Origin of the sequence: Streptomyces sp. H27-C3 (genome assembly GCF_030063415.1) — a bacterium.
Lineage (GTDB): Bacteria > Actinomycetota > Actinomycetes > Streptomycetales > Streptomycetaceae > Streptomyces.
Map to the genome: position 1 here is coordinate 229,113 of NZ_JASITA010000002.1, position 12,923 is coordinate 242,035.

A 12,923-nucleotide genomic window follows, 5' to 3' on the forward strand; every position below is an offset into this window, starting at 1 on the left:
TCTGGGGGGTGTCGTTGGGATCAGCCCCGCTCCCTGATCCGGCCTTGATCCGAACGACACTCCCTAGGCCCGGGTGAGGACAAGTGCGGCGTTGTGGCCGCCGAAGCCGAGCGATGTCTTGACCGCGCAGTCGAATGCCGCGGGCCTGGCGGCGCCGCTGACGACATCGATCAGGATCTGCGGGTCGGGCGTGTCCAGATTGACGGTCGGGGGGACGAGTTGGTGCTCCAGGGCGAGGACGGTCAGCGCGGTCTCGATGCCGCCGGCCGCGCCCAGCGTGTGGCCCGTCATTGCCTTCGTCGACGTAACGAGCGGATGCGTGCCCAGGGTTCGGTGCAGCATGGTCGCTTCGATCAGGTCGTTGAATACGGTCGAGGTGCCGTGCGCGTTGACGTGGCCGATGTCGGACGCGACGGCGCCCGCGTCGGCCATCGCGGTGCGCAGCGCGCTCTCGATGCCCCGCCCCTCGGGATCCGGTGCCACGGTCGAGTACGCGTCACTGGAGGCCCCGTATCCGGCGACGTGGGCCCGGATGCGGGCGCCGCGTGCGCTGGCGTGCTCGGGGCGTTCCATCACGAGGAGACCGGCGCCCTCACCGACCACGAAACCGTCCCGGTCCGCGTCGAACGGCCGGCAGGCCGCCGCCGGGTTGTCCCGGCGGGTGGAGACCGCCTTCATCTGGCAGGCACTGGCGATCAGCAGCCGCGAGCGGACCGACTCCGCGCCACCGGCGACGACGATGTCGCAGGCGCCGGTGCGCAGCAGCTGGTGCGCGGTGCCGATCGCGACGGTGCCCGATGAGCAGGCGGTGGACACCGCGAGGCTCGGCCCACGGGCACCGATGTCCATGCAGACGCTGCTGGCCGCGCTGTTGACGACGGTGAGCGGGGCGAGCTTGGGCGAGACGCGGCGCGGGCCCTTCGCGGCGAGTACGGCGGACTGCTCGTCGTAGAAGGCCAGTCCGCCGTGGGCGGACCCGATGACGACGGCGACGCGGCCGCCGTCCCACACGGAGGCGTCGAGCCCCGCGTCGGCGACGGCCTCGCGCGCGGCGACCACGGCGAGCTGGGAGAACCGGTCCATCAGCCGCTGCGCCGCCACACCGAGGATCAGCGCGGTGTCGAGGTCATCGACGCCGTACATGAAGTCGCACGGCAGGTCGCGGAGCTCCTCGCGCCGGGACACGGAGGTGGGTGCGATGCCCTCGGTGACGCCCTGCCACGCGGCTTTGACCCCGACACCCGCGGCGGTGACCAGGCCCAGGCCCGTCACCGCCGCGCTGAAGGGCTTCTGCGCGGGCGCCGTCACACGAGAATCTTGCTGTGTACGAGCTCGACGAGCTGACCGACGGTGTCCCGCGAGGTCAGTGCGGCGTCCCCGAGGTCGATCTCGAGACGGTCCTCGATGAGGAGCCGGAATTCCTCCAGGGCCAGGGAGTCCATGCGCAGTTGGTGGAGCGACACCTCGGGCTGGACGGCTGCGGGATCGACTCCGAATTTCTGCACCATGAGCGTGCTGACTTCTTCTGCCGCACTCACCATTCGGCACTCCTTCGCATTCGTACACGATGTTGCCAACCGCATGTTGGTGCGTACGTGTCGGCGAATCTGGCTGAGTTGAACGGCAACCTTTATACGCGCTCACCCGGACGGTCTCTTACATCGTTCGCTCAATGCGGTGAGTAATCGCTTCTGTGTACGAAGCCTCAAGTGCCTTTCGGGGCACCGGCGTTACCGATCGAATACGACGGTCACCGGCGCGTGGTCCGACCAGCGGAGGTCGTGACTGGCCGCCCGTTCGACGTACGCCTTGACGGCCCGATCCGCCAGCCTGCCGGTCGCCACCGCGTAGTCGATGCGCCAGCCCGAGTCATTGTCGAAGGCCCTGCCGCGATACGACCACCAGGAATACGGGCCCTCCTGGTCCGGGTGCAGCGCGCGCACCACGTCGACGTACGCCGCCTCCTCGAAGACCTGCGTGAGCCAGGCCCGCTCCTCGGGCAGGAACCCGGAGTTCTTCTTGTTCGCCTTCCAGTTCTTGAGGTCGGCCTCCTGGTGGGCGATATTCCAGTCGCCGCACACCAGCACCTCGCGCCCGTCGGCCGCGGCGCGCTCCTTCAGCCCCTGGAGATACGGCAGGAATTCCGCCATGAACCGGATCTTCTCGTCCTGCCGCTCCGTGCCGACCTCACCGGAGGGCAGGTAGAGGCTGGCGACCGTGACGCCGGGGAGGTCCACCTCGACATACCGACCGCTCCCGTCGAATTCACTGCTGCCGAAGCCGACCCGCGTGCGCTCCGGCGCCCGCCGCGTATAGAGCGAGACGCCCGCGCGCCCCTTGGCGGCCGCGGGGGCGTGCACGACATGCCAGCCCGCCGGTTCGCGCACCTCGTCCGGGAGCTGGTGCGGCTCGGCCCGTACCTCCTGGAGACAGATCACATCGGCCGAGGTCTCCGCCAGCCAGGGCACAAAACCCTTTTTCGCGGCGGCGCGCAGCCCGTTCACATTTACGCTGGTCACAGTGAGCATCCGGGCACAATACCGACATCGAAGCGCAGTCGACCCCGACAATGCATAGCTGTACGATTGCTCGTATGAATATCCAGACTTGTTCCTACGACCACCCCGACGCGGTCAAGCTCGAAGCCCAGGTGCAGCAGGAATACATGCGGCGCTACGACGACGGCGAGGGCGACAGCACACCGCTCGACCCCTCCATGTTCGAGCCACCACGGGGCATCTACCTCATCGCGTACGACGACCGGGACCGCGCTGTCGCCACCGGCGCCTGGCGCTCCCAGGAGGAGAACGGCGAGGGATACGCGGTAGGCGACGCCGAGATCAAGCGCATGTACGTGATACCGGACTGCCGCAGCCTCGGGCTCGCGCGGCGCATCCTCGCCCTCCTGGAGGCGGACGCCCGCGCGACCGGCCGCATCCGGATGGTGCTGGAGACGGGCACCCAGCAGCCCGAGGCCATCGCCCTGTACACGTCGAGCGGTTACCTCCCGACCCCGAAGTTCGGCCACTTCCGCGAGTACGAGGACAGCCGCTGCTTCGCCAAGCCACTCACGCCGTGATGCCGCCGCGTGGTCCGCGGGGCGGTCCTAGTACGCCGCAGTGAACCTGGTCCGGTGATGCTTGGGCCGCTCCGCCTCGTCCAGCAGCACCACCGCGAGGTCCTCCATGGAGATCACCGAGTTACCCTCGGCATCGACAAGCAGCTCGTCTGCGCCCGTCCGGTACGTACCGGTACGCTCCCCCGGCTCCAGCAGCGCGGCCGGGCTCAGATAGGCCCAGTCCACCCCAGGTTCGGCGGCGCGGACCACTTCCAACTGCTCTTTGCACGCCAGCGCGATGGGGCGCCAGGACGCGGGGAAGCCAGGGCCGTCGATCACGGCGACACCGCCGGCGCCGGGCAGCGTCAGGCTGCCCGCGCCACCGACGACCAGCAGCCGGACGCCGGTACGGGCGACCCCGGCCAGCAGCGCCTCGGTGGTCGGGCGGAGCTCACCCTCGCGGCCCGGGGCCGGCCGGGTCGCCGTGATCACGAGGTCCTGGCCCGCGCTCAGCGCGGCCACGTCCTCGACGCTGGCCGCGTCACCGGCCCTGGCGATGGCGGCGGCGTCCAGCTCATGGAAGCGGGCCGGGTCACGCACCACGGCGGTGACCTCGTGCCCGCGCGACAGCGCCTCGGCCACCACTCGGCTCCCCAGGTTTCCGGCCGCCCCGAACACGGCGATGCGCATGGCTCGCGCTCCTCTCCACATCTTCACGCATGACATCTTCACGCATGGATTGCTTAGCTCCAAGCAATATACCTTACCGCTAAGCTACTTTCGGGGTCGCGAGCGCCCCGGTTCCAGGAAGTGGGCGACGCGGGCGGCCCGTACGGCGGAGGGCGGAACTGACGGTCCGACAGACTCGGGGCACAAAAATGAGCTCCCGCCCGATCTGAACGATCGGGCGGGAGCTCATCAACTGCTGCGGTGGACCTGTGGGGATTTGAACCCCAGACCCCCTCGATGCGAACGAGGTGCGCTACCAGACTGCGCCACAGGCCCTTGCAACGAGAGAAACTCTAGCACTCCGATCGGGGTGCTTGGAAATCCGTTCCCCGCAGGTCACTCATTGACCGCGCGGGGTCGGCCGTCGTCCGCGTACTGGTCGAAAAGCGGCGTGCGGCCCCGGTCGCGGTTGCGTCGCGGTGGAGCGGTGCGCTGACGCGGAGGCTGCTCGGCGGCGGGCGCCGGCTCCGCGTCGGGAGTCGGTTCGGCGGTGCTCGACCGCGCCGAGCTCCAGGTGTTCGGGTCTCCGAAGTCCACACTGCCCGTGGCGCGCGGCGCGACCGGGGCGGTGACGTACGTCGGCAGCGGGACCGGCACCGGGTCCCAGCTCTCACCGCGCGCCGAGCCCCGCTCGCGCTCACGCTGCTGATCGACCCACTCCGCGTGGTCCGTCTGCTCCACCAGGGCGCGACGGCCCGCCTCCTGCGGGGAGACCGCGGGCGCCGGTTCCGGTTCCGGCCGTACGGTGGGCTCCTCGTCCGGCTCCGCGCCGGCCTGGCGCCGCCCCTGGTGCGGGCGGCGCTCACGCAGCCGCTGCGCCGCCACTTCGGCCCTGCGCCGGTCCATGGTGAAGGCGAAGCGCCGCCGCTCCTGCGTCCGCAGATGCACGATGTACATGCTCAGCAGGAACGCGGGGATCGCCGGCGCCCACAGGGCGCGCAGGCCGCCGACCGCCGCGACGATCGCGCCCACGGTGAAGACGACGAAGAGGACCACGGTGGTGCGCCGACGGCGCGCGAGGACCTTCGAGCGCCGGGCCCGTTCGGCGGCTGCGCCGGTAGTGCGCGCGCGCCGCTCCTCTCGTGCGCCCTGCCGCGCACTCTGGCGCGCGCTCTCCCGCGCCTCTTCGCGCGCGTGCTCCCGCGCGTCTTCCTCCCGTGCTCCTTCTCGTGCTTCTTCGCGCGCCTCCTGGCGTGCTTCCCGAGCCTTTTCGCGCGCTTCTTCCCGCGCGTCGGGGCGTTCGGTCTGCATCGGGGGCGCGGCAAAGGCCCGGACGTCGACGGAACTCATTCGGTCCGTGACGGCATCCGGGTCCACGTCGGGCTGCGCCTCACCAGCGGTGCGGTCCTGCAGCTCCTTGGCGTATCGGCGCTCCATGGCCGCCCGTCCGGACAGCAACCGGATGGCGGTGCTGAAGCGTTCCGTCGGACGGGCCTCATTGAGCTCGTCCTGCCTGCGGAGCCACATCGGCACCAAGTAGGCGGCCCAGGCCCCGACGATGACTGCGTAGATGAGGCCACTGCTACTCACACCCCACACCGTAGAGGGGTCTGCGCTGGGCCATCCGCCAATTGGCCCGGTGTGTCGCACGATCTGGCTGATAACTCGAACTTTTTTGTGATTGATCGGATCAGCAGGCTGCTTTTGTGGGTGCGCATACGATCAGTAGGCGATCAATTTCGAACACTTATTTCATTTCTGAGGTGTCCCCGGCCGTGCTCGGCGCCAGCGGGAGAGCAGCCCTTCGGGTACCTCTTCCGCCGTGAGTGCGAAGACCAGATGGTCACGCCATCCACCGTCGATGTGGAGATAGCGGGGGCGCAGGCCCTCCTCACGGAATCCGAGTTTTTCCACCACCCTGCGGCTGGGGACGTTCTCGGGGCGAATGCAGACCTCGATGCGGTGCAGACCGACCGACCTGAAGCAGTGGTCGACGGCGAGGGCGACGGCCGTGGGCATCACACCTCGGCCCGCCACGTCACGGTCGACCCAGTAGCCGATGTGCCCCGAGCACATCGACCCCCAGGTGATCCCGGCGACCGTCAACTGGCCCGCCAGCCGACCCCGGTACTCGATGACGAAGGGCAGCATCCGGCCCGCGTTGGCCTCGGCGCGCAGATGACGGACCATCTGCCGGTAGGTGGGGCGCAGGGCGACCGGGCCCGCGGGGGCGGGCGGCGGGATCGTCGCCTCCCAGGGGCGCAGCCAGTCGCGGTTGCGCCGGTTGACGTCGCGCCAGTTCCGCTGGTCGCGCAGCCTTATCGGGCGGAGGACGACGTCGCCGTCCGCCAGGTCGACGGGCCAGGGTGAACCGTTCAGCTCGGGCTCCCGAGTCGCGGGGTGCCGGGGTGGTCGCCGCCCCTGAGCTGGTCGACGGCGTGCGTCAGGAGCCGGTCCAGGACTGCGAGGCCGTCGCGCACCCCGCCGGTGGAACCGGGCAGGTTGACGATCAGGGTCCGGCCGGCGACGCCTGCGAGGCCGCGGGAGAGCACGGCGGTAGGGACCTTCGCCAGCCCCTGGGCGCGGATCGCCTCGGGGATGCCGGGGATCTCGTAGTCGAGGACGCGGCGGGTGGCCTCGGGGGTCCGGTCGGTGGGCGAGATGCCGGTGCCGCCGGTGGTGACGATGACGTCGCACGCGGCGGCGACGCCCGCGCGCAGCGCCGCCTCCACCGGGTCGCCGTCCGGGACGACCTCGGGCCCCGCGACCTCGAAGCCCAGCGCGGTCAGGGCCTCGGCGATCAGCGGGCCGCCCCGGTCGGCGTAGACACCGGCGGACGCCCGGTTGGACGCGGTGACGACGAGGGCTCTGAGAGGGGCTCGCTCGGCGGTGGTCATGAACGGCTCCAGTCGCCGGACTTGCCGCCCGTCTTCTCCTCGACCCGGACATCGGTGATGACCGCGCCCTTGTCGACCGCCTTCACCATGTCGATGACGGTGAGCGCGGCGACCGTGACAGCGGTCAGCGCCTCCATCTCGACGCCCGTACGATCGGTCGTGCGCACCGTGGCGGCGATCTCCACGGCGTCGTCGGCGACGGACAGGTCGAGCTTCACGCCGGAGAGCGCCAGCGGATGGCACAGCGGGATCAGGTCGGGCGTCCGCTTGGCGCCCATGATGCCCGCGATACGTGCCGTGGCGAGCGCGTCGCCCTTGGGGACGCCCTCACCGCGCAGCAGCTCGACGACGCGCGGCGAGACGAGAACACGTCCGGTGGCACGGGCGGTGCGCGCGGTGACGTCCTTGGCCGATACGTCGACCATGCGGGCCGCGCCCGCCTCGTCGATGTGGGTGAGCCGTTCGTGCGTACTCATTACGTGTGGCGCTCCCGGTCAGGGCCTGTGAGGGCAGACACGCTACCCCCACCGGACCCCTGTCACCCGAGCAGGACCACAACGACCTCCGCGCCGGGCTCCAGCGAGGTGGTCTCCTCGGGAACGGTGATCAGCGCGTCGGCCAGGGCGAGGGCCGCGACCAGGTGCGATCCGGCGCCGCCGACGGGCGTGACGGTGCCCGACTCCTCGTCGTACGTACCGCGCAGGAACTGGCGTTTGCCCGCCGGGGAGCCGAGCGGCTTGTCGGCGCGCAGCGTGGCGCGGGCCGTGGGGCGGTGGACGTCCTTGAGGCCCATCAGGGCGCGGATCGCGGGACGCACGAACAGCTCGAAGGAGACGTACGAAGAGACCGGATTGCCGGGGAGCGCCAGCAACGGGGTGTGGTCGGGGCCGATGGAGCCGAAGCCCTGGGGCTTGCCCGGCTGCATCGCGAGCTTGCGGAAGTCGATGCCGCTGCCCGGCTCGTCCTCGTCGCCGACGGACGAGAGCGCCTCCTTGACCACGTCGTACGCGCCGACGCTGACGCCACCGGTGGTGACGATCATGTCGGCCCGGATCAGCTGGTCCTCGATGGTGGCGCGGAGCGTCTCGGCGTCGTCGGTGACGGCACCGACGCGGTAGGCGATGGCTCCGGCGTCCCGGGCGGCGGCGGTCAGCGCGAAGCTGTTGGAGTCGTAGATCTGCCCCTGGCCCAGCTCCTCGCCGGGCTGGACCAGCTCGCTGCCGGTCGACAGGACGACGACGCGGGGGCGCGGGCGGACCATGACGGTGGCGCGGCCGATGGCGGCAAGCAGTCCGATCTGCGGCGGGCCCACGATCGCGCCGGCCTCCAGGGCGAGGTCGCCGGCCTGGACGTCGCTGCCGCGGGCGCGCACATGGGCTCGGGCCTCGACGGGGCGATGGACACGGACTTCGCCCGACGCGTCCTCGGGCGAGGCGCTGTGCGCGCGCATCGTGGCGGCGGGGCCGCCGCCCGTACCGCCGTCGGTCCACTCGACCGGGACGACGGCCTCGGCGCCGGGCGGCAGCGGGGCTCCGGTCATGATGCGGGCGGCCTCGCCGGGGCCGACGGTGAGCAGCTCGCCACTACCGGCCGCCACATCGCCGATCACCGTGAGGACGGCGGGGAACTCCTCGCTCGCGCCCGCCACATCGGCGGTGCGCACCGCGTACCCGTCCATCGAACTGTTGTCGAAGGGGGGCAGCGCCACGGGCACCGTCACGTCCTCGGTGAGGACACAGCCCTGGGCGTCCGGCAGTTGCAGCTCGATGGGTTCGAGCGGGCGGACCGCGGCGAGGATGTCCTCCAGGTGCTCGTCCACCGACCAGATGTGGCCGTCCTGTCCGGTGGACGCTGCCGGCGACGCTGTGGTGCTGCTCAAGGTGCTACATCTCCTCGGTGACGTAACTGCGAAGCCAGGTCCGGAAGTCCGGGCCCAGGTCTTCACGTTCGCACGCGAGTCTGACAATGGCACGCAGATAGTCGCCGCGGTCACCGGTGTCATAGCGCCGGCCCTTGAAGACGACGCCGTGCACCGGGCCGCCGACCGTCTCGTCCTGGGCCAGCTCCTGGAGGGCGTCGGTGAGCTGGATCTCGCCGCCGCGGCCGGGCTCGGTCTTGCGCAGTATTTCGAAGACACCGGGGTCCAGGACATAACGGCCGATGATCGCGTAGTTGCTGGGCGCGTCGGCCGGGTCGGGCTTCTCGACGAGACCGGTGATCCGTACGACATCGCTGTCCCCGGTCGCCGCGACGGCCGCGGAGCCGTAGAGGTGGATCTGCTCGCGGTCGACCTCCATGAGGGCGATCACGCTGCCGCCGTGCTCCTCCTGGACCTGGATCATCCGGGACAGCAGGGGGTCGCGCGGGTCGATCAGGTCGTCACCGAGGAGTACGGCGAAGGGCTGGTCACCGACGTGCGGCGCGGCGCACAGCACCGCGTGGCCCAGGCCCTTGGGGTCGCCCTGGCGGACGTAGTGCATGGTGGCGAGGTCGCTCGACTCCTGCACTCTTGCCAGGCGTTCGGCATCGCCCTTGCGCCCCAGAGCCGACTCCAGCTCGTAGTTGCGGTCGAAGTGGTCCTCAAGGGGGCGCTTGTTGCGGCCGGTCACCATGAGAACGTCGGAGAGACCGGAGGCCGCGGCCTCCTCGACCACGTATTGGATGGCCGGCTTGTCCACGACGGGCAGCATCTCTTTGGGAGTGGCCTTCGTCGCCGGCAGGAATCGGGTTCCGAGACCGGCGGCGGGGATGACAGCCTTGCTGATCCTGGGGCGGGACTGAGTCATGGGCAGAACGATATCCGTTGCGTATGGGCGGAAGATTAGGCTCCGGTCAATAAATTCTCATACGAGGGGTTTGTGAAGCCGCTGTGCTGTGTGACGAGCCTGACAAGGCCGGGTTGCGAAGAGAACTCGTCGACATGAGGAACCGGTTGACCAGGGATGACGTCCAGGAGACGGATGCCGCTCTGGCCCGGCGGGCGCTGCTGCTGCCGGAGCTCGTCGACGCCAGGACCGTGGCCGCGTATGTGTCCATCGGGCGCGAACCGGGTACCCACGCGCTCCTCGACGCGCTGCGCGCGCGGGGCGTACGGGTGCTGCTTCCGGTGCTCCTGGCGGACAACGATCTGGACTGGGCCGAGTACCGGGGCGCGGACCGGCTCGTGCGCGCCCGGCTCGGACTTCTGGAGCCGGGGGGCGCGCGGCTCGGCGTACACGCCGTCCTCGAAGCGGACGCGGTGCTGCTGCCCGGCCTCGCCGTGGACAGCCGCGGGATGCGGCTGGGGCGGGGCGGTGGCAGTTACGACCGAGTGCTCGCCCGGCTGGACGCGGCCGGCGTGACGCCGTATCTGGTGGTGCTCCTGTACGACAACGAGGTGGTCGCGCGGGTCCCGAAGGAGCCGCACGACCACCCCGTACGCGCCGTGGTGACGCCCGGTGGCGTCAGGCGCTTTACGGCCTGAGCACCAGCTTGTCGGAGGTGCTCTTCTCGACGGCTTCATCGGTGAACGCCCAGTCGAGCAGCTGGCCCTTGGCCCACTTGTCCGTCTGGTCGGTGTAGTGCGCGCTGTAGGCGTGCCCCGACGCACCGGTGAGGTTGATCCAGCGGGACTTGTCGAGGTCGTTCAGGTTCACCACCATCCGCATGGACGGCACCCACAGGACCTCGTAGCCGCCCGCCGCGTTCCAGCCGGTGGCGTTGACCGCGGCCTCGCCGCCGCCCAGGTTCCACGGGCCGCGGTTCAGCATCCACCGCAGAACGCCGGGTCCTTCGGTGCCCAGCGTCTGATTCTTCAGGGTCAGCTGGTGCAGCCGGCCCCAGCTCCAGGTGTCGACGTCCTTGCCGAGCTTCGCCGTCAGCTCCCAGCGGGCGTCCTTCATCGCACGGTCGAGCAGTTCGTCCCGGGTGTCGGTCGCCGTGTTCAGACGGTTGCCCGGCGCCTGCCACCACTCGTTGTTCTCGTCCGTCAGCATCTTGCGGACGACCTCGTACCAGCGGTCGCCCCCGTCGGGCTGCGCCGTGTCCGGGTCGCGCTGACCGCACTCGCGCACCCGCTCGTCGGCGTCGTCGACCGGGCCCGAGCTGTCGGCGGGGCGGACGATCAGGCACTGGCCCTTGACCCGCAGTTCCTTGGGCATCTTGTTGCCGAAGGCCAGCATGAGGACGTTGCGCCACACGGAGTTGAAGTACGCGGCGGCGGCGGAGTCCGGCTCCTGCGTGTAGTCCCAGCCCTCAAGGAGCTTCTGCGTCTCACGGACGTTCGAATCCGAGACATCGATCTTCAGCAGGTAGGGCGTGAGCAGCTTGGCGATCTCGCTGCTGTTGTCCCCCTGCATGATGCGCATGTCCTCGGTCGAGATCTTGACGCCGTCCTTGATCTTCGACTCGATGAGGTCGTTGATCCGCTGGCTGCGCGCGCCGTAGCCCCAGTCCTTGGTGAGCAGGTACGGGTACTTCTTCTGGTCGATCACGGCCTGGTTTGCGGTGACGATGTAGCCGCGCTTCGGGTTGTACTCGTACGGCAGCTCGTCCTGCGGGATGAACCCGGACCAGCGGTATCGGCGGTCCCAGCCCGCTGCGGGCATCGTGCCGTCGCCCGCGGCCCTGATCGGGATGCGGCCCGGGGCCTGGTAGCCGATGTTGCCCTTGGTGTCGGCGTAGATGAGGTTCTGCGAGGGGACCTCGAAGTGGCCCGCAGCCGCGCGGAAGCTCTTGAAGTCCTTGGCCCGGTTCAGCTCGAACACGGCGTCCATCGACTTGCCGGGCATCAGTGCGGTCCACTTGAGGGAGATCGCGTAGCCGTCACCGCGGTCGGGCGCGGCGTTGGCGACCGGGGCCTTCTCGCCGACCTTCTCCAGCTCGTCGCTGCGGTCGGAGACCAGTGGGCCGTTGTTGGTGGAGCGGACGGTGATTTTCTTCGACTTGCCGCCGGCGACCTTGATGGTCTCCTCGCGGGTCGTGAAGGGCTTCTGCTTGCCGTCGTAGAGGTAGCTCTCGCCGGTGATCTTCTCCAGGTAGAGATCGGTGACGTCGGCGCCCAGATTGGTGAAGCCCCAGGCGATGTCCTTGTTGTGGCCGATGATCACGCCGGGCAGACCGGCGAAGGTGTTGCCGGCGACGTCGTACTTGCACTCCGCGGTGATGCTGCGGCAGTGCAGACCCATCTGGTACCAGGTCGAGGGCAGCTGGGGGGCCAGGTGCGGGTCGTTGGCGAGCAGCGGCTTTCCGGTGGTCGTGTACTGGCCGGAGACGACCCAGGAGTTGGATCCGATGCCGCTGCCGTTCGGGCCGAGCAGGGCGGGGATCTCGTCGAGGGCGTCGGAGACCCGGGAGAGCTGGCTCTGGAAGCCCTGGGTGCCGTTCGACCCGTTCGACCCGTTCGACCCGCTGGTGCCTGCGCCGCCCGTGCCGGTGCCCGAACCGGTCCCGGCGCCCGCACCCGAGCCCGAGCCGTTCGCGCCGGCGGAGGCCTTCGGGTCGAACTTCTTCGTGATCTCGTCGACCGCGCCCTCCTGAACGACCGGCTTGTTGCGGTCGAAGGGATAGCCCGGGTAGAGGTCCTTGATCTGCTTGGTGGTCAGCCGGCTCGTCATCAGCGAACGGTCGATCTCGTCCTGCATGTTGCCGCGCAGGTCCCAGGCCATGGCCTTGAGCCAGGCCACCGAGTCGACGGGCGTCCACTTCTCGGGCTTGTAGTCGCTGGTGAGGCCCAGAGCGGCGTACTCGACCGAGAGGTCCTTGCCGTCGCGGCCTTCGAGGTACGAGTTGACCCCGGCGGCGTACGACTGGAGGTACTTCTTGGTCTCCGGCGACAGCTCGGTGTCGTACTCCTGCTGCGCGACCTGACGCCAGCCGAGCGTGCGCAGGAAGGTGTCGGTCTCGACCTGGCCGGAGCCGAACATCTCCGAGAGACGGCCCGACGTCATGTGACGGCGGACGTCCATCTCGTAGAAGCGGTCCTGCGCCTGGACGAAGCCCTGGGCGCGGAACAGGTCTTCGTCGGAGTCCGCGTAAATCTGCGGAATGCCGTAGCTGTCGCGCTTGACGTCGACGGGCCCGGAGAGGCCTTCGACCTCGATCGAGCCGGTGGTCTGCGGGAAGGAGGCGCGCACCGTACTGATGCTCCAGAACGTGCCATAGCCGACACCCGCAACAAGCGCCAACACCAACACGATCACAATCAGGCGGGCGCGACGCCCCTTCTTCTTCTTGCCGGAAGAGGCGGTGGTGTTGGCGGGCATCGCTGTCCTTCGAGGGGCAGGGTGGTCCTGGGGTGCTGGAGCAACCATAGGCGTAGC

General features: G+C 69.7%; 13 protein-coding genes and 1 tRNA gene. 2 read left to right on the forward strand and 12 right to left on the reverse strand.

The genetic code is table 11. The features are described 5' to 3' along the window. Nucleotides 1-63 precede the first annotated feature (63 nt). From QMK30_RS02370 to QMK30_RS02380, 3 genes are all read right to left on the reverse strand, one after another. Entirely contained in the window at nucleotides 64-1,308 is a 1,245-nt protein-coding gene (locus tag QMK30_RS02370; protein ID WP_283515413.1) for a beta-ketoacyl-[acyl-carrier-protein] synthase family protein, read from the reverse strand. Then, a complete protein-coding gene (locus QMK30_RS02375) occupies nucleotides 1,305-1,538 on the reverse strand; it encodes an acyl carrier protein (protein WP_283515599.1) in 234 nt (77 codons plus the stop codon). Before QMK30_RS02375 ends, QMK30_RS02370 begins: the two co-directional genes overlap by 4 nt. Before the next feature lie 192 nt (nucleotides 1,539-1,730). Further along, nucleotides 1,731-2,528, reverse strand: a complete 798-nt coding sequence (locus QMK30_RS02380) for an exodeoxyribonuclease III (protein ID WP_283515414.1) — start codon at nucleotides 2,526-2,528, stop codon at nucleotides 1,731-1,733. 65 nt (nucleotides 2,529-2,593) lie between these two features. Between QMK30_RS02380 and QMK30_RS02385 the strand changes: the two genes are divergently transcribed. Continuing rightward, entirely contained in the window at nucleotides 2,594-3,079 is a 486-nt protein-coding gene (locus tag QMK30_RS02385) for a GNAT family N-acetyltransferase (RefSeq protein WP_283515415.1), read from the forward strand. A 27-nt stretch (nucleotides 3,080-3,106) separates the two neighbouring features. On the opposite strand, the gene QMK30_RS02390 is transcribed toward QMK30_RS02385, so the two are convergent. From QMK30_RS02390 to galU, 8 genes are all read right to left on the reverse strand, one after another. Continuing rightward, nucleotides 3,107-3,748: an NAD(P)-dependent oxidoreductase gene (locus tag QMK30_RS02390; RefSeq protein ID WP_283515416.1), complete on the reverse strand. Its 642-nt coding sequence runs from the start codon at nucleotides 3,746-3,748 to the stop codon at nucleotides 3,107-3,109. 241 nt (nucleotides 3,749-3,989) lie between these two features. Beyond that, a tRNA-Ala gene (locus tag QMK30_RS02395) sits at nucleotides 3,990-4,063 on the reverse strand. A 60-nt stretch (nucleotides 4,064-4,123) separates the two neighbouring features. Next, nucleotides 4,124-5,317, reverse strand: coding sequence for a divisome protein SepX/GlpR (gene sepX, locus QMK30_RS02400; protein ID WP_283515417.1), 1,194 nt, complete (start codon nucleotides 5,315-5,317; stop codon nucleotides 4,124-4,126). A 162-nt stretch (nucleotides 5,318-5,479) separates the two neighbouring features. Beyond that, nucleotides 5,480-6,106, reverse strand: a complete 627-nt coding sequence (locus QMK30_RS02405; protein WP_283515600.1) for a GNAT family N-acetyltransferase — start codon at nucleotides 6,104-6,106, stop codon at nucleotides 5,480-5,482. Further along, on the reverse strand, nucleotides 6,103-6,624 hold the full coding sequence (locus tag QMK30_RS02410) for a MogA/MoaB family molybdenum cofactor biosynthesis protein (RefSeq protein ID WP_283515418.1): 522 nt from the start codon (nucleotides 6,622-6,624) through the stop codon (nucleotides 6,103-6,105). The genes QMK30_RS02405 and QMK30_RS02410 overlap by 4 nt, the downstream gene beginning before the upstream one ends. Continuing rightward, the gene (gene moaC / locus QMK30_RS02415; protein ID WP_283515419.1) at nucleotides 6,621-7,100 is read right to left on the reverse strand and encodes a cyclic pyranopterin monophosphate synthase MoaC; all 480 of its coding nucleotides are present in this window, start codon (nucleotides 7,098-7,100) and stop codon (nucleotides 6,621-6,623) included. The genes QMK30_RS02410 and moaC overlap by 4 nt, the downstream gene beginning before the upstream one ends. A 62-nt stretch (nucleotides 7,101-7,162) precedes the next feature. Next, nucleotides 7,163-8,503 carry a molybdotransferase-like divisome protein Glp gene (glp, locus tag QMK30_RS02420; RefSeq protein ID WP_283515420.1) on the reverse strand — a complete coding sequence of 447 codons (1,341 nt, stop codon included), beginning with the start codon at nucleotides 8,501-8,503 and terminating at the stop codon, nucleotides 7,163-7,165. Between the two features lie 4 nt (nucleotides 8,504-8,507). Continuing rightward, the gene (gene galU / locus QMK30_RS02425; RefSeq protein ID WP_283515421.1) at nucleotides 8,508-9,410 is read right to left on the reverse strand and encodes a UTP--glucose-1-phosphate uridylyltransferase GalU; all 903 of its coding nucleotides are present in this window, start codon (nucleotides 9,408-9,410) and stop codon (nucleotides 8,508-8,510) included. Nucleotides 9,411-9,496: 86 nt separating this feature from the next. Here galU and QMK30_RS02430 point away from each other — a divergent pair, with 86 nt between their 5' ends. Continuing rightward, complete coding sequence (locus QMK30_RS02430) at nucleotides 9,497-10,087, forward strand: 5-formyltetrahydrofolate cyclo-ligase (RefSeq protein ID WP_283515601.1); 591 nt, start codon at nucleotides 9,497-9,499, stop codon at nucleotides 10,085-10,087. Here QMK30_RS02430 and QMK30_RS02435 read toward each other — a convergent pair. Next, nucleotides 10,077-12,866: a penicillin acylase family protein gene (locus QMK30_RS02435; RefSeq protein WP_283515422.1), complete on the reverse strand. Its 2,790-nt coding sequence runs from the start codon at nucleotides 12,864-12,866 to the stop codon at nucleotides 10,077-10,079. The genes QMK30_RS02430 and QMK30_RS02435 overlap by 11 nt on opposite strands. Nucleotides 12,867-12,923: the final 57 nt, after the last annotated feature.

Bases quoted from the DNA above. Each gene is read 5' to 3' on its own strand.
- galU (WP_283515421.1), bottom strand. From the start codon at position 9,410: ATGACTCAGTCCCGCCCCAGGATCAGCAAGGCTGTCATCCCCGCCGCC.
- QMK30_RS02390 (WP_283515416.1), bottom strand. From the start codon at position 3,748: ATGCGCATCGCCGTGTTCGGGGCGGCCGGAAACCTGGGGAGCCGAGTG.
- QMK30_RS02410 (WP_283515418.1), bottom strand. From the start codon at position 6,624: ATGACCACCGCCGAGCGAGCCCCTCTCAGAGCCCTCGTCGTCACCGCG.
- QMK30_RS02435 (WP_283515422.1), bottom strand. From the start codon at position 12,866: ATGCCCGCCAACACCACCGCCTCTTCCGGCAAGAAGAAGAAGGGGCGT.
- QMK30_RS02385 (WP_283515415.1), top strand. From the start codon at position 2,594: ATGAATATCCAGACTTGTTCCTACGACCACCCCGACGCGGTCAAGCTC.
- QMK30_RS02380 (WP_283515414.1), bottom strand. From the start codon at position 2,528: ATGCTCACTGTGACCAGCGTAAATGTGAACGGGCTGCGCGCCGCCGCG.
- moaC (WP_283515419.1), bottom strand. From the start codon at position 7,100: ATGAGTACGCACGAACGGCTCACCCACATCGACGAGGCGGGCGCGGCC.